The organism is Photorhabdus sp. HUG-39, assembly GCF_963878365.1.
GTDB classification, from domain to species: Bacteria; Pseudomonadota; Gammaproteobacteria; order Enterobacterales; family Enterobacteriaceae; genus Photorhabdus; species Photorhabdus kayaii.
In genome coordinates, this window is record NZ_CAWNWY010000022.1 from 1 (window position 1) to 24,141 (window position 24,141).

Genomic DNA, 24,141 nt, shown 5'->3' on the forward strand with positions numbered 1-24,141 from the left:
GGGGTAAACCGGCTTCATGACAAAAAGCGGCGATAAGGCCAAGATGATCGAGACGTTTAATGGCAGGTATGGGTGTGGACATATTCGTTTTCCGGCAAATAAAAGTAATAGATCAAAATTGGCGATTACCGTCAACCCCACCGATGTCATCAATACAAAAAACCTGTGTAAGATCACATTATTTTTAAATCAGAAATACGGTGCGGAATGACGGCTTCAAGTGAACTCTTTTCGGAAAGAAAAATTTGAGGAGAGGATTCTTAACGTGGCGGCAAGTTCCATTTGGTGAATGGAATTCGATTAAAACAGAGCACCAAGTAAAAATTGGCACGTTATCAACAAGTTGAAATGCCCTCCAAAAAGGAGGGCATTTAATTAGCTAACGTGTTGTAAGAATTACTTCTTATCACCACCAAAACCGGCATTCAACAGTTCTGCCAAGTTCGCAGTAGCCTCATCAACACTCACTTGTGGTGCCTCAGCAGGCTCATTCAACTGGCGACGACGTATGCGCTCCTGATGGTAAGCATAACCCGTACCAGCAGGGATCAGACGACCGACGATGACGTTTTCTTTCAAGCCACGCAGCTCATCACGTTTACCCGCAACCGCAGCCTCAGTCAGCACGCGGGTCGTTTCCTGGAACGATGCCGCAGAGATGAAGGATTCAGTCGCCAGAGACGCTTTGGTGATACCCAACAGGTCACGGCCATAAGTTGCAGGCACTTTACCTTCTTGCTCCAGCTTACGGTTTGCTACTTTAACGCGGGCATATTCAACCTGTTCGCCTTCCAAGAACTCGGAACTACCTGTACTTTCAATGGTTGCTTTACGCAGCATCTGACGAACGATAACCTCAATGTGTTTATCGTTAATCTTAACCCCTTGCAGGCGGTAAACTTCCTGAACTTCGTTGGTGATGTAACGGGTAACCGCATGAACACCACGCAGGCGCAAGATGTCGTGTGGAGACTCTGGACCATCAGAGATCACGTCACCACGTTCAACCACTTCACCTTCGAACACGTTGAGCTGACGCCATTTAGGGATCATCTCTTCGTAAGCATCACCACCATCTAATGGGGAGATAACCAAACGGCGTTTGCCTTTAGTTTCTTTACCAAAGGAGACAATACCGCTGACTTCAGCCAGGATAGCTGGCTCTTTCGGACGACGTGCTTCGAACAAGTCAGCAACACGTGGCAGACCACCGGTAATATCTTTCGTACCGCCGGATTCCTGAGGAATACGCGCTAAGGTGTCACCCGCAGAGATGCTGATGCCATCGTCTAGCTGAACAATCGCTTTGCCCGGCAGGAAATATTGAGCAGGCATATCAGTACCTGGGATCAAGACATCGTCACCCTTGGCATCAACGATTTTCAGTGCCGGACGCAAGTCTTTACCACTACCGGTACGCTCTGCACTATCCAGAACAACCAGTGAAGACAGGCCCGTCAGCTCATCCGTCTGACGGGTAATGGTCTGGCCATCTACCATGTCAGCAAAACGGATGATACCTGATACTTCACTGACAACTGGCATGGTGTGTGGGTCCCAGTTAGCAACGGTTTCACCGCCATTAACTGTTTCGCCATCACCTTTACCCAGTACCGCACCGTAAGGCACTTTATAGCTTTCTTTAGTACGACCAAATTCGTCGATCAAACACAGTTCAGTGTTACGGGAAGTAATCACCAGTTTACCTGCGGAGTTGGTCACGGATTTAGCGTTAAACAGTTTCAGGCTACCTTTATTACGCACCTGAATGCTGGATTCCGCTGCCGCACGGGATGCCGCACCACCGATATGGAACGTACGCATCGTCAACTGTGTACCCGGCTCACCGATGGACTGAGCCGCAATAACACCAACCGCCTCACCTTTATTGATAATGTGTCCGCGAGCAAGGTCACGACCATAGCAGTTAGCACAAACACCGAAGTCAGTTTCACAACTTACAACAGAACGTACTTTAATGCTGTCAACAGAGCTCTCTTCTAACAGATCACACCATTTTTCATTCAACAGGGTGTTACGTGGAAGCAGAATGTCAGCAGTACCCGGTTTCAGAACATCTTCCGCCGTCACACGACCCAATACACGCTCGCGCAGCGGTTCTTTAACATCACCACCTTCAATAACCGGCGTCATCAGAATACCGTCGTGCGTACCACAGTCATCTTCTGTAACAACCAAGTCTTGCGCCACGTCAACCAGACGACGAGTCAGGTAACCAGAGTTCGCCGTTTTCAGTGCGGTATCCGCCAAACCTTTACGAGCACCATGGGTTGAAATGAAGTACTGGAGTACGTTCAAACCTTCACGGAAGTTCGCCGTAATTGGGGTTTCGATGATGGAACCGTCTGGCTTAGCCATCAAGCCACGCATACCCGCCAACTGACGGATCTGAGCGGCAGAACCACGCGCACCGGAGTCAGCCATCATAAAGATGCTGTTGAAGGAAACTTGTTGTTCTTCCTCACCATCACGGTTAATGACTGTTTCGGTAGACAGGTTTTCCATCATGGCCTTAGCAACACGCTCGTTTGCCGCAGCCCAGATATCGATAACTTTGTTATACCGTTCGCCAGCTGTTACCAGACCAGACTGGAACTGTTCCTGAATTTCAGCAACTTCCGCTTCTGCTTCCATAATGATCCCAGCTTTTTTCTCTGGGATAACCATGTCATCAATACCAACAGATGCACCTGAACGTGCAGCGTAGGCAAAACCGGTGTACATGATCTGGTCAGCGAAGATAACCGTTGGTTTCAGGCCCATCACACGGTAACAAGTGTTCAACATCCTAGAGATAGCTTTTTTACCCAATGGTTGGTTAACCAGAGAGTAAGGCAGACCTCTTGGTACAATCATCCACAGGATTGCACGACCAATGGTTGTATCAACCAGACCCGTGCTGGTTGTGACATTACCTTCACCATCTCTCACTTCTTCAGAGATACGGACTTTAACGCGGGCATGCAGAGAAGCCAGACCTGCACGATATACGCGTTCTGCTTCTTTAGGCCCGGTCAATACCATGCCTTCGCCTTTAGCGTTAACACAGTCACGGGTCATGTAGTATAGACCCAGAACAACGTCCTGAGATGGAACGATGATTGGCTCACCACTCGCTGGAGACAAGATGTTGTTAGTAGACATCATCAGCGCACGCGCTTCTAACTGGGCTTCCAGTGTCAGCGGTACGTGAACAGCCATCTGGTCACCGTCGAAGTCGGCGTTATATGCCGCACACACCAGTGGGTGCAACTGAATCGCTTTACCTTCGATCAGAACCGGTTCGAATGCCTGAATACCCAAACGGTGAAGTGTCGGTGCACGGTTCAGCAGAACCGGGTGTTCACGAATGACTTCATCCAAGATATCCCATACCACCGCCTCTTCACGCTCAACCATCTTTTTGGCTGCTTTAATCGTAGTCGCTAAACCACGCAGTTCCAGCTTGCCATAGATGAATGGCTTAAACAGCTCCAGTGCCATCTTCTTAGGCAGACCACACTGATGCAGACGCAGGTAAGGACCTACAGTAATTACGGAACGACCGGAATAGTCAACTCGTTTACCCAACAGGTTCTGACGGAAACGACCTTGTTTACCCTTGATCATATCAGCCAAGGATTTCAGCGGACGCTTGTTAGAACCAGTAATGGCACGACCACGACGACCGTTATCCAGCAAAGCATCGACCGCTTCCTGCAACATACGTTTTTCGTTGCGAACAATGATATCTGGCGCAGCCAGATCCAACAGGCGCTTCAAACGGTTGTTACGGTTAATAACACGACGATAGAGATCGTTCAGATCCGAAGTGGCAAAACGGCCGCCATCCAGTGGAACCAATGGACGTAAATCCGGTGGCAGAACTGGCAGAACCGTCAGAACCATCCATTCTGGTTTGTTGCCAGACTGAATAAAGGCTTCCAACAGTTTAATACGTTTGGTCAGCTTTTTACGTTTAGTTTCAGAGTTAGTTTCGTTTAACTCTTCACGCAACGTTTCACACTCATTTTCCAGATCGAGATTTTTCAGCAAAGACTGGATAGCTTCCGCTCCCATCTTCGCATCGAATTCATCACCAAACTCTTCCAGTGCATCCAAGTATTGCTCTTCTGTCAGGATCTGACTGCGTTCCAAGCTGGTCATCCCGCCTTCTACAACCACATAGGATTCGAAGTACAGTACACGCTCAATATCACGCAGTGGCATATCCAGCAACAAACCGATGCGAGATGGCAATGATTTCAAGAACCAAATGTGTGCCGTTGGAGAAGCCAGTTCAATGTGACCCATACGTTCACGACGAACTTTAGTTTGGGTAACTTCTACACCACACTTCTCACAAATTACGCCACGGTGTTTCAAGCGCTTATATTTACCACACAAGCACTCATAGTCCTTTACTGGTCCGAAAATACGGGCACAGAAAAGGCCGTCACGCTCAGGTTTGAACGTACGGTAGTTAATAGTTTCCGGCTTTTTCACTTCACCGAATGACCACGAACGGATCATATCTGGCGAGGCCAGAGCAATTTTGATCGCATCAAACTCTTCGGTCTTAGTTTGCGCTTTCAGAAACTTCAATAAGTCTTTCACGAAATGGCTCCTGTCGGAGTTAGACCTGTCAGGAGAGCAGCACATGCCGCTCTCCCCTATGACCAGTGCAACCACTGGCTGGTAAACTGCCCATCATATCCATTCAAGGCAGTACCAGCGGGAATACGATTTATTCGTCTTCCAGCTCGATGTTGATACCCAGAGAGCGGATCTCTTTTAACAATACGTTGAAGGATTCCGGCATACCTGGCTCCATCTGGTGGTTGCCATCCACGATGTTTTTATACATCTTGGTACGGCCGTTAACATCGTCGGACTTGACGGTGAGCATTTCCTGCAAGGTGTACGCGGCACCATATGCTTCCAATGCCCACACTTCCATCTCACCGAAACGTTGACCACCGAACTGTGCCTTACCACCCAGCGGTTGCTGAGTAACCAGGCTGTACGAACCGGTTGAACGGGCATGCATTTTGTCATCCACCAAGTGGTTCAGCTTCAGCATATACATGTAGCCAACAGTAACCTGACGCTCAAATTGCTCACCGGTACGGCCATCAAACAGGGTAATTTGACCAGAAGTTGGCAAGTCACCCAGTTTCAGCAGCTCTTTAATTTCTTTCTCTTTCGCACCATCAAACACAGGTGTCGCAATTGGCATACCTTTTTTCAGGTTTTCTGCCAAACGCATAACTTCTTCATCAGAGAAAGTGCTCAGATCAACTTTCTGACGGGTTTCATCACCCAGGTCATAAGCTTTCTGGATAAATTCACGCAGTTTGGCAACTTCCTGCTGCTGTTTCAGCATCGCATTGATCTTGTCGCCAATACCTTTCGCCGCCATACCCAGATGCGTTTCCAAGATCTGACCAATGTTCATACGTGATGGTACGCCCAATGGGTTCAGTACGATATCTACCGGAGTGCCGTTTTCATCGTAAGGCATATCTTCGATTGGGTTGATCTTGGAGATAACACCCTTGTTACCGTGGCGACCTGCCATCTTATCACCAGGCTGAATCTGACGTTTAACCGCCAGATAAACTTTGACGATTTTCAGCACACCCGGCGCCAAATCATCACCTTGAGTGATCTTACGGCGTTTAGCATCCAGTTTTTTCTCGAACTCAGTTTTGAGTTCGTCATACTGTTCAGCCAACTGCTCCAACTGATTCTGTTTCTCTTCATCAGCCAAGCCCAGCTCTAACCAACGCTCACGAGGCAGTTTATCCAGTTTCTCAGCTTCGATACCGCCAGAAATCAAAACAGAACGGATACGTGCAAACAGGCCAGCTTCAAAGATTTGCAACTCTTCTGTCAGGTCTTTCTTCGCCTGACGCAGTTGCATCTCTTCGATTTCCAAAGCACGCTTATCTTTTTCTACGCCATCACGGGTAAATACCTGTACGTCGATAACCGTACCGGATACGCCATTTGGTACGCGCAGAGAAGAGTCTTTAACATCAGACGCTTTCTCACCGAAAATAGCACGCAGCAATTTTTCTTCTGGCGTTAGCTGAGTTTCACCTTTAGGTGTCACTTTACCCACCAGAATGTCACCGCCGGTCACTTCTGCGCCAATATAAACAATACCGGACTCATCCAGTTTGGAGAGCGCAGCCTCACCCACGTTAGGGATGTCAGCCGTGATCTCTTCAGGCCCTAATTTGGTATCACGAGATACGCAAGCCAGTTCCTGGATATGAATGGTTGTAAAGCGATCTTCCTGGACGACACGCTCAGAAACTAAGATGGAGTCCTCGAAGTTATAACCATTCCACGGCATGAACGCTACGCGCATGTTCTGACCGAGCGCGAGTTCACCCAAGTCAGTAGATGGCCCATCAGCCAGTACATCGCCGCGTTCCACAGGTTCACCCAGAGAGACACATGGCATTTGGTTAATACAGGTGTTCTGGTTAGAACGGGTATATTTCGTCAGGTTATAAATATCAATACCTGCTTCACCCGGATACATTTCATCTTCGTTTACTTTGATAACGATACGAGATGCATCGACGTACTGAACTACACCACCGCGCTTAGCAACAGAAGTTACACCTGAGTCAACCGCTACTGCACGTTCCATACCTGTACCAACTAACGGCTTATCAGCACGCAGAGTAGGTACAGCCTGACGTTGCATGTTTGCACCCATCAATGCACGGTTTGCGTCATCGTGTTCCAAGAATGGGATCAAGGAAGCACCAACGGAAACCACCTGCTGAGTGGAAACGTCCATATATTCAACCTGCTCACGGTTAAATAAGCTGGATTCCCCATAACTACGACAAGTTATCAAATCTTCAACGAAGTGACCTTCATCATCTAATACGGTGTTCGCCTGTGCGATAACGAAGTTACCTTCTTCAATCGCAGACAGATAGTGAATTTCATCAGTAACAACACCATCACGAACCAGACGATACGGGGTTTCAAGGAAACCATACTCGTTAGTCTGCGCATAAACAGACAATGAGTTAATCAGACCGATGTTCGGACCTTCAGGGGTTTCGATTGGACATACACGGCCATAGTGAGTTGGGTGTACGTCACGCACTTCGAAGCCAGCACGCTCACGGGTTAAACCACCTGGACCCAATGCAGAGATACGGCGTTTGTGAGTGATTTCAGAAAGTGGGTTGTTTTGGTCCATAAACTGAGACAGTTGGCTGGAACCAAAGAATTCTTTCACCGCGGCTGAAATCGGCTTAGCGTTGATCATGTCTTGAGGCATCAGTGTATCCAGATCACCCAAGGACAGACGCTCTTTAACCGCACGCTCAACACGTACCAGACCAACACGGAACTGGTTTTCTGCCATCTCGCCAACAGAACGGATACGACGGTTACCTAAGTGGTCGATATCGTCGACTTCACCTTTACCATTGCGGATATCAATCAGTTTCTTCATGACATCGATGATGTCATCTTTACTCAGAATACCTGAGCCTTCAACTTCTTCCCGGCCCAATGAGCGGTTGAATTTCATACGACCAACCGCAGAAAGATCATAACGATCTTCTGAGAAGAACAGATTTTCAAACAGATTTTCTGCCGCTTCACGGGTTGGTGGTTCACCAGGACGCATCATGCGATAAATCTCAACCAAAGCACTCAAACGGTCATTGGTTGGATCAACACGAAGTGTCTCGGAAATATATGCACCGTGATCTAAATCGTTGGTGAACAATGTTTCGATAGATTTGTGACCAGACTGGCTCAAACGTGCCAACAGATCTAAAGAGAGCTCCATGTTAGCAGCACAGATAATTTCACCTGTATTGACATCAATGTAGTCTCTTGCAACAACTTTACCCGCAATATATTCAACAGGAACCTCAATACGGTTCACTTCGTCTTTTTCCAACTGACGGATATGACGTGCGGTAATACGACGGCCTTTTTCAACATAAACCTTGCCGTTTGCTTCAATATCAAAAGAAGCAGTTTCACCACGCAAACGTTCTGGTACCAGAGTCATTTGCAATCTGTTGTCACGAATTTCGAAAATCGTTTTACTGAAGAACAGGTTCAAGATCTCTTCAGTGCTGTAATTCATTGCACGCAGAATAATCGTTGCCGGCAATTTACGACGGCGGTCAATGCGCACAAACAGATTATCTTTTGGATCGAATTCGAAATCTAACCAAGAACCACGGTAAGGAATAATACGTGCGTTATACAGTACTTTACCGGATGAGTGAGTTTTACCCTTATCGCTGTCAAAGAATACACCAGGACTACGATGCAACTGGGAGACAATAACCCGCTCAGTACCATTGATAACAAAAGTACCGTTGTCAGTCATGAGCGGAATTTCACCCATGTAGACTTCTTGCTCTTTGATATCTTTGACCGTGCCTTCCGGTGCTTCACGTTCATAGATAACCAGACGCAGCTTAACGCGCAGAGGTGCAGAATAAGTTACACCTCGAATCTGGCACTCTTTAACATCAAACACTGGCTCACCAAGACGGTAGCTAACGTATTGCAGCTCCGAACTGCCGCTGTAGCTCTGAATTGGGAATACAGAACGGAATGCCGCTTCTAAACCATTCTGGCCTTCTGGATCTTGCTCGATAAACTTCTGGAACGAGTCAAGTTGGATAGAAAGGAGATAGGGTACATCCAACACTTGTGGACGCTTACCAAAATCCTTACGAATACGTTTTTTCTCGGTATAGGAGTAAACCATAGGGTTCCTCAGCTCGCTGATCAGTGACCCACTCTGCCCGCCCTAAAGGACAGCGCTTTACAACACTGTTTTTTCGAACAGAAAATTGAATTATTTTCCGTAATACCCATTACTATTACTCTTAAATCATTTCATTGCGTTGCGTTACATTACTACCGAGCTACCCGAGTGGATCGTAGCTGAAAACGCAGTATATTAAGTCGTCAATAGGAAAAAGTATTTGGGGGTTAATTAACAGCCAAACAGTGGAAATGCTGCTAATGCCCTACAGCGCAAAAAGGCTGGTGATTAAAAAATCACCAGCCATCAGCCTTTAAAGTCAGGCTGCTAACTTAAAACTGAACTTACTTAACCTCAACAGAAGCACCAGCTTCTTCCAGAGATTTTTTCAGTGCTTCAGCATCATCTTTGCTGATGGCTTCTTTCAGTACAGCTGGAGCGCTTTCAACCAGATCTTTAGCTTCTTTCAGACCCAGGCCAGTTGCGCCACGTACTGCTTTGATAACAGCAACTTTGTTACCGCCAATAGCAGACAGAACAACGTCAAACTCAGTTTGTTCTTCAACAGCTTCAGCAGCACCGCCAGCAGCAACAGCTACCGCCGCAGCAGCAGAAACGCCGAATTTGTCTTCCATTGCAGTGATCAGTTCAACAACATCCATAACGGACATGGCTGCAACTGCGTCCAGAATTTGTTCTTTATTGATAGACATAACAAGTGTTCCTAAAATTCAGAAATAATTTATACGTTAAAAAGCAACGAAGGAAATCGGCAATTAAGCTACTTCTTTCTGCTCGCGTGACTCGCGTAACGCAGCCAGAGTACGAACCAGTTTGCCTGCAACGGCTTCTTTCATGGTTGACATCAGGCGTGCGATTGCTTCTTCGTAAGTCGGGAGTGTTGCCAAACGGTCAATATTGGCCGCAGGAATAAACTCACCTTCAAAGGCTGCTGCTTTAATCTCGAATGCTGGATTCGCTTTCGCGAACTCTTTGAACAGACGAGCAGCTGCGCCCGGGTGTTCGTTAGAGAAAGCAATCAAGGTTGGACCAACAAACGCTTCTTTCAGGCACTCATAGGCAGTACCTTCAACAGCACGGCAGATCAACGTGTTACGAACAACACGAATGTAAACGCCAGCTTCGCGACCTGCTTTACGCAGTTCAGTCATTTTATCTACAGTAACGCCACGGGAATCCGCAACAACCGCAGACAGCGCGCCTTTGGCAACTTCGCTGACTTCAGCAACAATCGCTTGTTTGTCTTGAAGATTTAGTGCCATTAGCTTCTTGCTCCTGGATTAACCGGGAAGAACCCGGAACTCACATCGCTCATAACACCATAAAGGGGCCTGAGCTCTAAAACACGGTGAGCAGAATCCAGAAATAAATTTCATTTGGCTCTGTCACCGTCTACGCAGGAATATTAAGTAATTACTTACACCTGCGGTCTTGGACGGGGCTTGGATTAGGCCAAGCTCCAACCGAAAATTTTTTATTTAGCTAATAAAAAACTTACTAGCCAAACATAAGGCGCCAAATTTTAGACAAATCTGACGCCAAGGTAAAGCGATAATCACAATCACATTCAGCTAAAATTAAGCTGAAGCATTCAGACCAGACTGGTCAATCGCAACACCTGCGCCCATGGTAGTGGACAAGCTAACTTTCTTAATATAAATACCCTTAGCAGAAGATGGTTTGGCTTTTTTCAGCGCAACCAGCAGAGCTTCCAGGTTTTCTTTCAATTTGTCAGCGTCGAAGTTAACTTTACCAATGGTGGTGTGGATAATGCCGTTTTTATCGTTACGGTAACGAACCTGACCCGCTTTAGCATTCTGAACAGCTTCAGCAACGTTAGGCGTTACAGTACCCACTTTAGGGTTTGGCATCAAACCACGAGGACCCAGGATTTGACCTAATTGGCCAACAACACGCATTGCATCTGGAGAAGCGATAACAACGTCAAAGTTCATTTCGCCTTTTTTAACCAGTTCAGCCAGATCTTCCATACCTACCAATTCAGCGCCCGCTGCTTTAGCAGCTTCCGCATTTGCGCCTTGGGTAAATACAGCTACGCGAACGGAACGGCCAGTACCATGAGGCAGTACCGTTGCACCACGCACGTTCTGGTCAGATTTACGAGCGTCGATGCCGAGATTAACAGCAACATCAACGCTTTCTACGAATTTAGCGGTAGCCAGCTCTTTCAGCAGAACAACAGCTTCGTTAATGTCATACTGCTTAGTTGAATCCATTTTTTCACGGATTGTGCGCATGCGCTTGGTCAGTTTAGCCATCGATTAACCCTCCACTACCAGGCCCATGGAACGAGCAGTACCTTCAATTGAACGCATCATTGCGTCAACACTAGCACCGGTCATATCCGCAGCTTTAGTTTCAGCAATTTCACGAATCTGTGCGCTGGTCACTTTACCAACTTTATCTTTGTTCGGTTTGCCGGAACCCGATTTAATGCCCGCAGCTTTCTTCAGCAGAACAGCCGCTGGTGGGGTTTTAGTAACGAAAGTGAAGGAACGATCAGAATAAACAGTGATCACAACAGGAATTGGCAGACCTTTTTCAATGCTATCAGTTTTAGCATTGAACGCCTTACAGAATTCCATGATGTTAACACCCTGCTGACCCAGAGCAGGACCTACTGGAGGGCTTGGGTTAGCCATACCAGCTGCAACCTGCAACTTGACATAGGCCTGTACTTTCTTAGCCATTGATAATTTTCCTCTATGTGGGTGGTATCGCCTTTAATTTAAAAGGCTCCCCTGTCATTTCAGCCCCGCCTTATCCAGGCCAGACTACTAAAAAACAAAAGGCGCGGAATTGTATGTTAATTTCTCACCTATTGCAAGCCAGCAAAAGATACGCTCGAAAATTACGCCTTCTCTACCTGGCTGAAATCCAGCTCAACCGGTGTCGCACGACCAAAGATAGAAACTGAAACTTTCAGGCGGCTCTTCTCGTAATCGACTTCTTCCACAACACCATTGAAGTCTGCGAATGGACCATCGCTGACACGAACCATTTCGCCTGGTTCGAACAATGTTTTTGGCCGTGGTTTATCACCAACCTGCTGAAGGCGATTCATAATCGCATCAACTTCTTTATCACTGATTGGTGCCGGACGGTCAGATGTACCACCGATAAAACCCATGACGCGTGGTACGCTGCGAACGAGATGCCATGTTGCATCGTTCATGATCATTTGTACCAGCACATACCCAGGGAAGAATTTGCGTTCACTTTTGCGACGCTGACCGCTACGAATCTCAACAACTTCCTCTGTTGGCACCATCACTTCGCCAAAAGAATCTTCCATATCATGTAGTTTGATATGTTCACGTAAAGATTGTGCAACACGACCTTCAAACCCGGAAAATGCCTGTATAACATACCAACGTTTTTTTGGGGAATCTGACATCTTAGAACCTCAGGCCTGTAATAAGTGAAACTAAACGCACCAGGATACCGTCAAGACCCCAGAGGATCAAAGACATCAATGCAGTCACCGCCGCAACAATCAAAGTCGTGTGCAGCGCTTCCTGGCGAGTTGGCCAAATGACTTTGCGCATTTCAATGCGGGCTTCGCGAGCGAAAGCCAGTGTGGTTTTACCCTTTGCAGTCCAGAGCGCAGCCGCTCCCGCAAGAGCAACAATAACAACAACCGCCATCGCGCGTAGAGGAAGGCTATACTCCCGATAAAGGTAGTTTCCAACGATAGCAACCGTTAATAAGGCTGCCACTAATAGCCATTTCATTACTTCAAGACTACGCCTGCTTTCTTGAGCATCGCTATTCGTACTCATAAACCAACCTGTAACTATGATTTAAATAGATAGCCAGCTTGCCTCGCAAGAGCAAAACAAATCAGACCGAACCAAAAAATTTGAGTGATTGTATCTGACTTGGCGCCATAATTCAGTATGACATTGTATATCTGAGAGCGATATAGCCAATTCGTTGCATCAGAGCCTATCTCACCAATAATTAAAAACAACTATTGATGAGATAGGTTCTTATTAAGACAACGTACAAAAAGGGCATCGGTTGATGCCCTTTTTGTGTAATCACATCAAAAAATTAAGCGATAACTTTAGCAACAACACCAGCACCTACTGTACGGCCGCCTTCACGGATAGCAAAGCGCAGACCCTGGTCCATTGCGATTGGGGCAATCAGGGTAACTACCATCTGAATGTTATCACCTGGCATCACCATTTCCACGCCTTCTGGCAGCTCAATAGTTCCGGTCACGTCAGTTGTACGGAAGTAGAACTGTGGACGGTAGCCTTTGAAGAATGGCGTATGACGGCCACCTTCGTCTTTGCTCAGAATATAAACTTCTGATTCGAAAGTGGTGTGTGGCTTGATTGAACCTGGTTTTGCCAGTACCTGACCACGTTCGATTTCGTCACGTTTTGTACCACGCAGCAGAACACCGACGTTCTCACCCGCACGACCTTCGTCCAGCAGTTTGCGGAACATTTCTACACCAGTACAAGTGGTTTTAGTGGTATCTTTGATACCCACGATTTCAACTTCTTCGCCCACTTTAACGATACCGCGCTCTACACGACCGGTGACAACCGTACCACGGCCAGAGATAGAGAACACGTCTTCGATTGGCAGCAGGAATGGCTGGTCGATTGCACGCTCTGGTTCTGGGATGTAGCTGTCCAGGGCTTCTGCTAGTTCGATGATTTTTGCTTCCCACTCTGCATCACCTTCCAGTGCTTTCAGCGCGGAACCACGGATAACTGGCGTGTCATCACCAGGGAAATCATACTGAGACAGCAGCTCACGCACTTCCATCTCAACCAGTTCCAGCAGCTCTTCGTCGTCTACCATGTCACATTTGTTCAGGAACACGATGATGTAAGGAACGCCTACCTGACGGCCTAACAGAATGTGCTCACGCGTCTGTGGCATCGGACCGTCAGTCGCGGCAACTACCAAGATTGCGCCGTCCATCTGAGCCGCACCGGTGATCATGTTTTTCACATAGTCGGCGTGGCCTGGGCAGTCAACGTGCGCATAGTGGCGGCTTGGGGTATCGTATTCTACGTGAGAAGTAGAGATGGTGATACCACGCGCTTTTTCTTCTGGTGCATTATCAATTTGATCGAATGCACGAGCGTTACCACCGTAGGTTTTAGCCAATACAGTAGTGATAGCAGCAGTCAGGGTAGTTTTACCGTGGTCAACGTGACCGATAGTACCAACGTTAACGTGCGGTTTTGTACGTTCAAATTTTTCTTTAGACACGACTCTATTCCTTAATATCGCACCCTCATCATATTGGAGAGGGCGCTGAATCTAGATATTAAACCCGAAAAACTTATTTAGCTTTACGAGATTCGATAATAGCCTGAGCGACGTTGCTCGGCGCTTCATTGTACTTCAGGAACTCCATAGAGTAAGAAGCACGACCTTGGGTCTGAGAACGCAGGTCAGTAGCATAACCAAACATTTCAGATAATGGTACCTGAGCACGTACGATTTTACCGGTAGTCATATCTTCCATACCGTCAATCATACCACGGCGGCGGTTTAGGTCACCGATAACGTCACCCATGTAATCTTCTGGTGTTTCAACTTCAACTTTCATGATGGGTTCCAGCAGAGCTGGTTTCGCCTTCATAAAGCCTTCTTTGAAGCCCATAGAACCTGCGATTTTGAACGCCATTTCAGAAGAGTCCACTTCGTGGTAAGAGCCATCGAACAGTGCCACTTTAACGTCAACAATCGGGTAACCGGCCAGAACACCATTTTTCATTTGTTCCTGAATACCCTTATCTACTGCCGGGATATATTCTTTAGGAACAACACCACCAACGATTTCATTGGCGAATTCATAGCCTACGCCACCGGGTTCCATTGGTTCAATACGCAGCCATACGTGACCAAACTGACCACGACCACCAGACTGACGAACAAATTTACCTTCTTGCTCAACAGTAGAACGGATGGTTTCACGGTAAGCAACCTGAGGTTTACCGACGTTCGCTTCAACTTTGAACTCACGACGCATACGGTCAACCAGAACATCCAAGTGAAGCTCACCCATACCGGCGATAATAGTCTGACCAGATTCTTCATCGGTAGACACGCGGAATGATGGGTCTTCTTGAGCCAGACGACCTAAAGCGATACCCATTTTTTCCTGGTCAGCTTTAGTTTTTGGCTCAATAGCAACAGAAATGACTGGCTCTGGGAATTCCATACGCTCCAGGATAATTGGTGCGTTGATATCACACAGCGTATCACCGGTAGTCACATCTTTCAGGCCAATCGCAGCGGCGATGTCACCTGCACGAACTTCTTTAATTTCTTCACGTTTATTAGCATGCATCTGAACGATACGGCCAAAACGCTCTTTTCTGTCTTTCACTGGGTTAAGAACGGTATCACCGGAATTAACCACACCAGAGTAGACACGGAAGAAGGTCAAGTTACCAACGAACGGGTCAGTAGCGATTTTAAACGCCAGTGCCGAAAATGGTTCGTTGTCGTCAGAATGACGTTCTGCCGACGTATCTTTACCGTCTGGCAGAATACCTTTAATGGATTCAACATCCGTTGGTGCTGGTAGGTACTCAATAACTGCATCCAGCATTGCCTGAACACCTTTGTTCTTAAATGCAGAACCACAGGTAACCAGGATGATTTCGTTAGTCAGAACACGATGACGCAGACCAGCTTTGATCTCTTCTTCAGTCAGTTCTTCACCGCCAAGGTATTTTTCCATCAGCTCTTCTGATGCTTCCGCAGCGGCTTCAATCAAATTGCTACGCCATTCTTCCGCCAGATCCTGCATATCAGCTGGGATATCTTCGTAAGTGAAGGTGGTTCCCTGATCTTCATCGTTCCAGTTGATGGCTTTCATTTTCACCAAGTCAACAACACCGGTGAACGCATCTTCTGCACCAATGGCTAATTGCAGAGGTACTGGGTTTGCCGCCAAGCGAGTTTTGAGCTGCTCAACAACGCGTAAGAAATTCGCTCCCATACGGTCCATTTTGTTAACGAACGCAATACGTGGAACTCTATATTTATTTGCCTGACGCCATACGGTTTCGGACTGTGGCTGAACACCACCAACCGCACAATAAACCATTACGGCACCGTCAAGAACACGCATGGAACGTTCTACTTCGATGGTGAAGTCAACGTGCCCTGGAGTGTCAATGATGTTGATACGGTGCGCATCAAACTGCTTAGCCATACCTGACCAGAAAGCAGTTGTTGCTGCGGAGGTGATGGTAATACCACGCTCCTGCTCCTGTTCCATCCAGTCCATAGTAGCAGCGCCATCATGAACTTCACCGATCTTATGGTTTACACCAGTGTAGAACAGAATACGTTCGGTAGTGGTGGTCTTACCGGCGTCGATGTGTGCACTGATACCGATGTTACGGTAGCGTGCAATGGGTGTTGTACGAGCCATTTGATTCCTCTATTCCTAGGACGTTCAATGTAAATCTGGGTGGCAGAACAGCCACCCAGGGCATCATCACTACGATGAGATTACCAACGGTAGTGTGCGAACGCCTTGTTAGCTTCTGCCATACGGTGAACGTCTTCACGTTTCTTAACAGCAGTGCCTTTATTCTCGGCTGCATCAGATAATTCGTTCGCCAGGCGCAGGGCCATAGATTTATCACCGCGTTTACGAGCAGCTTCAACGATCCAACGCATTGCTAACGCATTGCGACGAACCGGACGAACTTCAACTGGAACCTGATAAGTAGAACCACCAACACGGCGGGACTTAACTTCCACGGTTGGACGCACATTATCCAATGCAAGTTCAAACGCTTCCAGGTGCTCTTTACCAGAGCGCTGAGCCAGGGTCTCAAGCGCACTATATACAATTGCTTCCGCAGTAGATTTTTTACCATCTACCATCAGGATATTGACGAATTTGGCCAGTAATTCAGATCCAAACTTTGGATCTGGCAGAATTTTACGCTGACCAATTACACGACGACGTGGCATGGAAATACTCCGTTTCGAATTCAGGGTTGTCCAAAACTCTATGAGTTTATTTTGACATTAAGGTAAATAATGTTTGGCCTTACTTAACGGAGTACCATTAAGCTTTTGGCTTCTTCACACCGTACTTAGAGCGACCTTGTTTACGGTCTTTAACACCGGAACAGTCCAGTGCACCGCGAACAGTATGGTAACGCACACCTGGCAAGTCTTTAACACGACCGCCACGGATCAGAATTACGGAGTGTTCCTGCAAGTTGTGGCCTTCACCACCGATGTAAGAAGAAACTTCGTAACCGTTAGTCAAACGCACACGACATACTTTACGCAGTGCAGAGTTTGGTTTTTTAGGGGTGGTGGTATATACGCGAGTACATACGCCGCGCTTCTGCGGGCAAGCTTCCAGAGCAGGAACGTTGCTTTTTGCAACCTTCATGCTACGGGGTTTGCGCACCAGCTGGTTAATAGTTGCCATTATTAAAAAAACTCCTGGTTTTTTTGCTTCGTAAACACGGATTAAATCTCTTGTCTGCCTAACGGCAAAACACGAGGACGCGGAATTTTATGGCTGACTCGCCAAGGTGTCAAGAAATATACAGCTTTTTCTCAACTACCAGGCGAATTGTTGATGGTGTTTTACCGTCAGGTTAACAAAGTCAGTATAGTCGATCACTTGCACTTTGTCTGAAACCTGATCGCCCAATCCCCGCGCCTCAATATCTTCTTTTAGCGCATACAATGTAGCACCACGACTAATCAACGCCGGCAGATAGCAATTACCCTCAATACCTGCCAGTACACCATCCTGAATAAATAAGATGTCATCACCACTGGCAAGCAGCTTGGATATCACATTAAAATCACATTGATATGGCGATCGGCCAACAGTATATAGCATCTCATTGTCCTTCCAATAGCTCAGAATGTCAGCACAACATCATAGTCAACCAGTTTCTCACGGATCGTTTCTGCGGGTATCAGTTTCGCATCCAGAACAAAATGATTGACTGAGCTTAATCCACGCATAACAAGGTCTTCCTGGCACAAATAACATTCCTCAATATCGTACAAAGGCAACACCTTAAAAGTAGCGATATAGTTTCTGGAGAGAATTCTGTCAGGCTGCTGACCTGGTAATAGTTGAAACACACCGTCAGAAATAAAAAATACACCTATCTTTTCTGTTAATGCCGAAGTTGCCAGTAATGCATCTAGACCTTCTCTACCCCCTGCATCACCATGAGGTGCTTTAGTGAAGACAAAAGCAATTTTTTTCATTTTTGCCTCTCAGAATTGCACCACACGGTCACAAGTTAACATAGCTTCAGCCAGTGTTCCCAATCCGCTTAATTCAAACCCTTCAGCCAAGTTTGCTACCGGTAAATTCAACTCACTTGCCTGCTGAACATCAAGAATACCACGGCGAAGGGCAGCGGCAATACAAATGTGCATGCTAAACCGGTGCTCCGTTGCCATCATCTGCCATGCGCTAACCAAGTTAAACTCATCACTGGCTGGTGCAGTCAACTGATTGCCGTTATAAACCCCTTCCCGATAAAAAAATACAGTATTAAGTTTATGCCCCATCAAAATCAAAGCTTGCGCGAATTGGTAAGCACTGCTGGCTTGTTGGGTGCCATATGCAGGCCCCGTAACCAGCAGACAATAAGACAGCGAAGACATTACCGCTCAGGCCCTAAACATTCACCATTTTTAAACTGACGAATATAGAGATAAACAGTATGCTTAGAAATATTTAAACGCTCAGCAACCTGATTGATTGCATCTTTAATATCAAAAATACCTTTCTCATAGAGATTCAGAACCACCTGTCTGTTCTTGGCATTATTGGATACACTGCGATCAATATTAACTTCTTCGATAGTATACTCCAGCGTTTGCGCAACCAAATCATCCACGGATGAGGCAAAATTTACATTTGGTGCGACATCATGTGTTTCCTCTGGAATAAATGTCTGAATAATTTCAGAGAAAGGGACATCAAGATTCATATTGATGCACAAGAGGCCGATCACTCGGCGATTCCGGTTGCGGATCGCAATCGTGACTGACTTCATCAATGAACCGCTTTTCGCTCGGGTAAAATAGGCTTTGGATGCACTACAGTCTTCGTCTGTAATGTCATGTAACATACGCAGCGCAAGATCAGTAATAGGTGAACCTATTTTACGACCGGTATGTTCTCCGTTGGCTATTCTGACAGCTGAACATTTCAGATCTTCCAATGAATGAAGGACAATCTCACAATGCCCACCAATTAGCATAGCCAAGCCATCAACTGCGGCTTCATAAGACTTTAAAATTTCGTGGTCCGTTTCAGTAAACGGTTGGTTTTCCAGTAAATCGACATCACTGATATCACCAGATAATAACGGGTTAGACATTAAATACACCATCCTTCAATCGCAGACAACGTCTTGCTAAAAACACAACGTGATAAACCTATAAAAATTTCTTGTGAAAACTCAATTATTGCAGCTTAACAGAGATCCTAATCAAAGATCTTTGCATTCACATGAAATATTGACGTTAAAACCACATGACATCATCGTCAAGCCATTGCTACTCAGACATTTGGTCTCTATCACAGCTTTCAGTAACAAAAAACCGTTGACAGAATCTCTACCAACGGTTTTATCCATATTCATCAAAGATATTTAGCGAATATACCCGTTATCTTTCAAGTTGCCTCTTTGTTGGCTGCACTCGCGATGCATCTTAAAATCCATGGGGTATAGCTTACTTAGCTTTGGTCTCCGCTTTAACATCCAGCAACTCAATATCAAATACTAGTGTCGAATTTGCAGGAATACCGGGCAGATCCGCTTTACCATAGGCCAGCTCTGGTGGAATAACCAATTTAATTTTTCCACCTTTTTTCACATTCTGTAAACCTTCTGTCCAACCTGGGATAACGCTATCCAGGCGAATAGAAAGGGGTTCATTACGTTTATAGGAACTATCGAACTCTTTACCGTCAATCAATGTCCCCCGATAGTTCACAACTACCGTGTCGCTTGCCACAGGCTTCTTACCGCTGCCTTCCTTCTCTATTTTATATAAAAGGCCGGTTTTACTCTTAATGACCCCCTTTTCCTTAGCAAATTCTTCACGATATTTAACGCCTTTAGCTTCATTCTCTCTGGCTTCTTTTTCCATCTTAGCTTCAGCGGCAGATTTCACTTTACCTTCAAATGCACGCAGCGTATTTTCAATTTCGCTGTCAGTCAGTTTGCTCTTGTTATTAAAAGCATCCTGCACACCCGATAACAATTGATCTTTATCCAATGGGATACCCAGAGATTTCTGTTCTTTCAGGGTGTTTTGCATATAACGCCCTAAAGATGCGCCCAGAGCATAAGCATTTTGCTGATCTTCTGTTTTAAATGCGCTGTTCAATTCTGTGCTACTCTGACTATCTGCTTTAGCCGCCAGCACCTGAGGGGCACTGAAAGCCATCGCTAATGTGGTAGCAAGCAGGGTAATTTTAAACAATGATTTCATCTGTTTCTCCAATAGCTTTGGGGGATTTTACCGTCAGCAAAAGTTATGCAACCAAGTCACTATAACCGTCTACAGGAGCACAATACAATATTTGCCATTTTTTAGTGCCCCCAAGCTTATTAGGACAACATGAATGACAAGAGGTTTCATAACAACCGCATTTCACAGAATATTCTGGGCATAGTAGGCTACTCTTAATTAATATGAGGCATCTAACACGGGTAATACAGGACCTGAAACGGGAGAAAATCATGGATCTGTCAGAATTTGAGCAACGGCTTGAACATTTGGAAAGCCGAGTTGCCTTTCAGGAAATCACTATCGAAGAGTTGAACGAGGTGGTTACTGAACAACAAATGGAGATAGCTAAATTAAGGGAGCATTTGCGGTTGATGACAGAACAATTGAAAGCCACTCAACCCTCAATGGTCGCTTCACAGTCTGAAGAAACACCACCACCTCATTACTGATTTTGACTAAGTAAAACTATACACAGGGCAAGTAAGAGAAACCAACTATCCCAAGCTTGCCCCACTTTTTTGAATATTAAAGCTTGACAACCTGCTTTAATTTATCAGTGGCAACTCCCGCCACCGCAGCACCCATTCCCTTCATTATGGTGATGATGACCGTCGTCATCACCGTGACCACCGCAGCACCCTTCACCATGTTCGTGACCATGAGCACCATGAACATGACCATGAGCCAGTTCTTCTTCAGTCGCTTCACGGATGGCAATAACTTCAACATTGAATTTTAGATTCTGACCAGCCAGCATATGGTTACCATCAACCACAACATGCTCATCTTCAACTGCTGTAATTTCTACGGGTACTGGCCCCATATCGGTATCAGCCAGGAAACGCATGCCAACTTCCAGTTCATCAACACCAACAAAGACATCTTTTGGCACACGCTGAACCAGATTGTCATCATACTGACCATAGGCATCATCAGCCTGTACGCTGACATCAAAACTCTCACCCGCCTCACGGCCTTCTAGCGCCTTTTCCAAACCGCTGATCAATGAACCACGGCCATGCAGATAGTCCAACGGCGCACTCGCCGGTGACTCATCAACTAAAACACCATCTTCTGTTCTTACTTGATAAGCCAAGCTAACTACCAAATCTTTTACTACTTTCATGACATCTCCTACCCGTGGGTCTAAAAATTTTACCGATTGTAGCGGAATTTTCAGTCTCTGTACTCACTCGCGCTAATATTCACATAATTATTGTGGGGTAAAAATACCAATAACCTGCTCTTGCTTTCTAACATGAGGGGTCACTTTCTCATCAGTCTGGCGTTGTTGGTGACCACAATGGACACATTCCACCACATCCACCTGATCTTCTTGCCACATTGCCAGCGTGTCCTGAGAGTGACATTCTGGGCAGACAGCACCGGCAATAAATCTCTTACGGCTTATTGACATGATTTGCTCCGCTATTATTCATGTATTCATGCTCATTCCAACCATCTGGTTGGCGACGTTCATTCAGCATTTCCCGTTCGAATAGCTCTTCCAGTTCCCGTCGCGCCTCTTTTATACGAGATATGTGAGCCACATCACCCTGTAGCTGCGGCATAAGTTCTCTTAGCATCCGCATATCTAACCGCTGGAAATGTTGTTTTGCTCGATTAGCTTTATGCGGATGCATTCCCAATTCGACTAAGGCTTTACGCCCCAGTTCCAGGGCACTGGAGAAAGTTTCACGGGTGAAATTTTCTATTCCATTTTGTAGCAGTTCATGCGCTTCCAGGCGTCCTCTGGCTCGCGCCATAATATGCAGATTAGGGAAATGTTTCTGGCATAAATGAACGATCATCATGGTATCTTCCGGCTCATTACAGGTGATGACTATCGCTTTGGCTTTCTCCGCGCCTGCCGAACGTAGCAGCTCCAATTCAGCCGCATCACCATAATAAACTTTATAGCCATAACGCCGCATAGTACTCACAGCACTGACATCGCGTTCTAACACCGTTATACGGATTTTATTCACCATTAGAAGACGACCGATTACCTGTCCGAACCGGCCAAAACCCACTAAAATCACCTGCGGATCATCATCTTCTACAAAGGGCTGTTCATCTGTCTCATCTTTGGCATTATAACGGCGTGCCAGAATAGCATCTATCAATTGCATGACCAGCGGCGTTGTCATCATCGATATCGTCACCACGACCAGCAACAAAGCCATCTGCCCACTATTGAGCACATTCTGGCTCAGTGCAGCAGAAAACAGAACAAAGGCGAATTCTCCCCCCTGGCTGAGTACACCGGAAAATTGCAAGCAGGATGCCCCCCGTAAGCCAGCACTCATTGCGATAAGATACAGAACAATGCCTTTCACCATCACCAAAGCCAGCACACCAAGTAGTACTTCGGACAGATGTATCAGTAATACCCCTAGATTCAGAGACATACCGACCGAAATAAAAAACAACCCCAACAGCAATCCTTTGAACGGTTCTATGGAGATTTCCAGTTCATGGCGGTATTCACTATCCGCCAGTAATACTCCGGCGATAAAGGTTCCGAGTGCCATAGAAAAACCGAGCGCTTCCATAAATAGCGCTGAGCTGAGTACCACCAGTAACGCCGCCGCAGTAAATAACTCACGTACTCCAGCTCTGACGACCAAACGGAACAGCGGACGTAACAGATAACGGCCACCGAGCAACATGCCAGCAAAAGCAGCAATTTTTAACGCTATTCGATACCAGTCACCGGAGGCTGTTCCACCTGCCAACAACGGAATCAATGCCAAAGCCGGGATCACCGCCATATCTTGAAATAGCAAAACCGAGAAACCAAGCTGCCCGCCTTCATTGCGGTTCATGCCCTTCTCTTTCATGAGTTGCAGGGCCATTGCCGTTGAGGACATCGCCATACCGATACCACCAATAACCGCCGCTTGCCATGAAAAATCGGTCAGATATAACAACACAGCCAGCACACTCGCCGTGAAAATAACCTGAGCTGCACCAACACCAAAAATAGATCGTCTGAGTTGCCAGAGTTTAGCGGGGTTAAGTTCAAGGCCGATGATGAACATCAGGAAAACAATCCCTAACTCCGAGAAATGAAGAATATCATCAACATCCCTGATAAAACTCAACCCCCACGGACCCAAGACAATCCCTGCCAACAAATAACCTAATACTGCCCCAATCTTGCATTTCTGTGCGATTGGCACTGCTACAACGGCAGCAAATAAAAACAATACACCGGCGCTCAATTGCGCTGAATGCTCCATAACTTATAGCCCTCCTAATGATAATGGCGATTTGAGCCACTCACGATAAGCATTAGCATGGATGGCAAGAAGTTCAGGTTTTCGACGGCGTGCCCAATAAATAATAATGGGTGATAACCAATGCATACGGCACATCGCCGCAGTGAGTTCAAAAGAACGAAGGATCTCTTCCATTGAATAGAGATTATACCCATCAGCCTGGAAAGTGCCTTCCGGCTCCCCAGTAGTAATCACTGAACGCCAATATTTTCCCTGTAATGCCAACCCGGTAATACCACTGGCAAACCCCCGAGTCAGCACACGATCCATCCACTCCTTTAATAAAGCTGGACAACTGTAGGTATACAGTGGGTGTTGAAAGACAATCACCTGATGCTCTCGAAGTAGCTGTTGCTCATGATGAACATCAATAAAAAAATCTGGATAGGCTCCATATAAGTCGTGAACCGTAACATGCTCTAAACCTTGCACAGGTTGTAACAAAACACGATTTGCTACTGAATCCTGTGGCTCAGGATGGGCATACAGCAGCAGGACTTTAGGCGGCTGTAACATCGTTCC

The 24,141-nt window shown here is 46.3% G+C and carries 23 protein-coding genes; 1 reads left to right on the forward strand and 22 read right to left on the reverse strand.

Going from position 1 to position 24,141, the window contains the following annotated elements; genetic code table 11:
• From AAC155_RS14655 to fkpA, 18 genes are all read right to left on the reverse strand, one after another.
• Nucleotides 1-82 (reverse strand): DUF4277 domain-containing protein (locus AAC155_RS14655; protein ID WP_223121420.1); only part of this gene is annotated, 82 nt, incomplete at its 3' end.
• Nucleotides 83-396: 314 nt separating this feature from the next.
• Nucleotides 397-4,617, reverse strand: coding sequence for a DNA-directed RNA polymerase subunit beta' (gene rpoC / locus AAC155_RS14660; protein ID WP_113043077.1), 4,221 nt, complete (start codon nucleotides 4,615-4,617; stop codon nucleotides 397-399).
• Nucleotides 4,618-4,747: 130 nt separating this feature from the next.
• Nucleotides 4,748-8,776, reverse strand: a complete 4,029-nt coding sequence (rpoB, locus tag AAC155_RS14665; RefSeq protein WP_113043079.1) for a DNA-directed RNA polymerase subunit beta — start codon at nucleotides 8,774-8,776, stop codon at nucleotides 4,748-4,750.
• Between the two features lie 344 nt (nucleotides 8,777-9,120).
• Entirely contained in the window at nucleotides 9,121-9,489 is a 369-nt protein-coding gene (rplL, locus tag AAC155_RS14670; protein WP_113043081.1) for a 50S ribosomal protein L7/L12, read from the reverse strand.
• A 63-nt stretch (nucleotides 9,490-9,552) separates the two neighbouring features.
• Nucleotides 9,553-10,059, reverse strand: coding sequence for a 50S ribosomal protein L10 (gene rplJ, locus AAC155_RS14675; protein WP_112879332.1), 507 nt, complete (start codon nucleotides 10,057-10,059; stop codon nucleotides 9,553-9,555).
• Nucleotides 10,060-10,374: 315 nt separating this feature from the next.
• Nucleotides 10,375-11,076: a 50S ribosomal protein L1 gene (rplA, locus tag AAC155_RS14680; RefSeq protein WP_113043082.1), complete on the reverse strand. Its 702-nt coding sequence runs from the start codon at nucleotides 11,074-11,076 to the stop codon at nucleotides 10,375-10,377.
• Nucleotides 11,077-11,079: 3 nt separating this feature from the next.
• A complete protein-coding gene (gene rplK, locus AAC155_RS14685) occupies nucleotides 11,080-11,508 on the reverse strand; it encodes a 50S ribosomal protein L11 (protein ID WP_011144821.1) in 429 nt (142 codons plus the stop codon).
• A 161-nt stretch (nucleotides 11,509-11,669) separates the two neighbouring features.
• Nucleotides 11,670-12,215: a transcription termination/antitermination protein NusG gene (nusG, locus tag AAC155_RS14690; RefSeq protein WP_011144820.1), complete on the reverse strand. Its 546-nt coding sequence runs from the start codon at nucleotides 12,213-12,215 to the stop codon at nucleotides 11,670-11,672.
• A 1-nt stretch (nucleotide 12,216) separates the two neighbouring features.
• Nucleotides 12,217-12,600, reverse strand: a complete 384-nt coding sequence (gene secE / locus AAC155_RS14695; protein WP_112879334.1) for a preprotein translocase subunit SecE — start codon at nucleotides 12,598-12,600, stop codon at nucleotides 12,217-12,219.
• 274 nt (nucleotides 12,601-12,874) lie between these two features.
• Complete coding sequence (gene tuf / locus AAC155_RS14700; protein WP_113043084.1) at nucleotides 12,875-14,059, reverse strand: elongation factor Tu; 1,185 nt, start codon at nucleotides 14,057-14,059, stop codon at nucleotides 12,875-12,877.
• Nucleotides 14,060-14,132: 73 nt separating this feature from the next.
• Nucleotides 14,133-16,241, reverse strand: coding sequence for an elongation factor G (fusA, locus tag AAC155_RS14705; RefSeq protein WP_112895473.1), 2,109 nt, complete (start codon nucleotides 16,239-16,241; stop codon nucleotides 14,133-14,135).
• An 80-nt stretch (nucleotides 16,242-16,321) separates the two neighbouring features.
• A complete protein-coding gene (gene rpsG / locus AAC155_RS14710; protein ID WP_011144816.1) occupies nucleotides 16,322-16,792 on the reverse strand; it encodes a 30S ribosomal protein S7 in 471 nt (156 codons plus the stop codon).
• A gap of 97 nt (nucleotides 16,793-16,889) precedes the next feature.
• Nucleotides 16,890-17,264, reverse strand: coding sequence for a 30S ribosomal protein S12 (gene rpsL, locus AAC155_RS14715; RefSeq protein ID WP_011144815.1), 375 nt, complete (start codon nucleotides 17,262-17,264; stop codon nucleotides 16,890-16,892).
• Between the two features lie 135 nt (nucleotides 17,265-17,399).
• Nucleotides 17,400-17,687 (reverse strand): sulfurtransferase complex subunit TusB, encoded by a 288-nt coding sequence (gene tusB / locus AAC155_RS14720; protein ID WP_113043085.1) that lies wholly within the window; start codon nucleotides 17,685-17,687, stop codon nucleotides 17,400-17,402.
• A 20-nt stretch (nucleotides 17,688-17,707) separates the two neighbouring features.
• Nucleotides 17,708-18,067 carry a sulfurtransferase complex subunit TusC gene (tusC, locus tag AAC155_RS14725; protein WP_113043087.1) on the reverse strand — a complete coding sequence of 120 codons (360 nt, stop codon included), beginning with the start codon at nucleotides 18,065-18,067 and terminating at the stop codon, nucleotides 17,708-17,710.
• A gap of 9 nt (nucleotides 18,068-18,076) precedes the next feature.
• Nucleotides 18,077-18,472 (reverse strand): sulfurtransferase complex subunit TusD, encoded by a 396-nt coding sequence (gene tusD, locus AAC155_RS14730; RefSeq protein ID WP_113043088.1) that lies wholly within the window; start codon nucleotides 18,470-18,472, stop codon nucleotides 18,077-18,079.
• Nucleotides 18,472-19,194: a helix-turn-helix transcriptional regulator gene (locus AAC155_RS14735; RefSeq protein WP_036779966.1), complete on the reverse strand. Its 723-nt coding sequence runs from the start codon at nucleotides 19,192-19,194 to the stop codon at nucleotides 18,472-18,474. Before AAC155_RS14735 ends, tusD begins: the two co-directional genes overlap by 1 nt.
• 355 nt (nucleotides 19,195-19,549) lie before the next feature.
• On the reverse strand, nucleotides 19,550-20,314 hold the full coding sequence (fkpA, locus tag AAC155_RS14740; protein ID WP_113043089.1) for an FKBP-type peptidyl-prolyl cis-trans isomerase: 765 nt from the start codon (nucleotides 20,312-20,314) through the stop codon (nucleotides 19,550-19,552).
• 251 nt (nucleotides 20,315-20,565) lie between these two features.
• Here fkpA and AAC155_RS14745 point away from each other — a divergent pair, with 251 nt between their 5' ends.
• Nucleotides 20,566-20,784 (forward strand): protein SlyX, encoded by a 219-nt coding sequence (locus AAC155_RS14745; protein WP_113043090.1) that lies wholly within the window; start codon nucleotides 20,566-20,568, stop codon nucleotides 20,782-20,784.
• Between the two features lie 104 nt (nucleotides 20,785-20,888).
• Here AAC155_RS14745 and slyD read toward each other — a convergent pair whose 3' ends face one another.
• The 4 genes from slyD to kefG all read right to left on the reverse strand — a co-directional run bounded on the left by slyD (nucleotide 20,889) and on the right by kefG (nucleotide 24,135).
• Nucleotides 20,889-21,461 carry a peptidylprolyl isomerase gene (slyD, locus tag AAC155_RS14750; RefSeq protein ID WP_113043091.1) on the reverse strand — a complete coding sequence of 191 codons (573 nt, stop codon included), beginning with the start codon at nucleotides 21,459-21,461 and terminating at the stop codon, nucleotides 20,889-20,891.
• An 87-nt stretch (nucleotides 21,462-21,548) separates the two neighbouring features.
• Entirely contained in the window at nucleotides 21,549-21,752 is a 204-nt protein-coding gene (locus AAC155_RS14755; RefSeq protein ID WP_113043092.1) for a YheV family putative zinc ribbon protein, read from the reverse strand.
• Nucleotides 21,736-23,580 carry a glutathione-regulated potassium-efflux system protein KefB gene (gene kefB, locus AAC155_RS14760; RefSeq protein ID WP_113043093.1) on the reverse strand — a complete coding sequence of 615 codons (1,845 nt, stop codon included), beginning with the start codon at nucleotides 23,578-23,580 and terminating at the stop codon, nucleotides 21,736-21,738. Before kefB ends, AAC155_RS14755 begins: the two co-directional genes overlap by 17 nt.
• A 3-nt stretch (nucleotides 23,581-23,583) precedes the next feature.
• Nucleotides 23,584-24,135 carry a glutathione-regulated potassium-efflux system ancillary protein KefG gene (gene kefG, locus AAC155_RS14765; RefSeq protein ID WP_113043094.1) on the reverse strand — a complete coding sequence of 184 codons (552 nt, stop codon included), beginning with the start codon at nucleotides 24,133-24,135 and terminating at the stop codon, nucleotides 23,584-23,586.
• Between the last annotated feature and the right edge of the window lie 6 nt (nucleotides 24,136-24,141).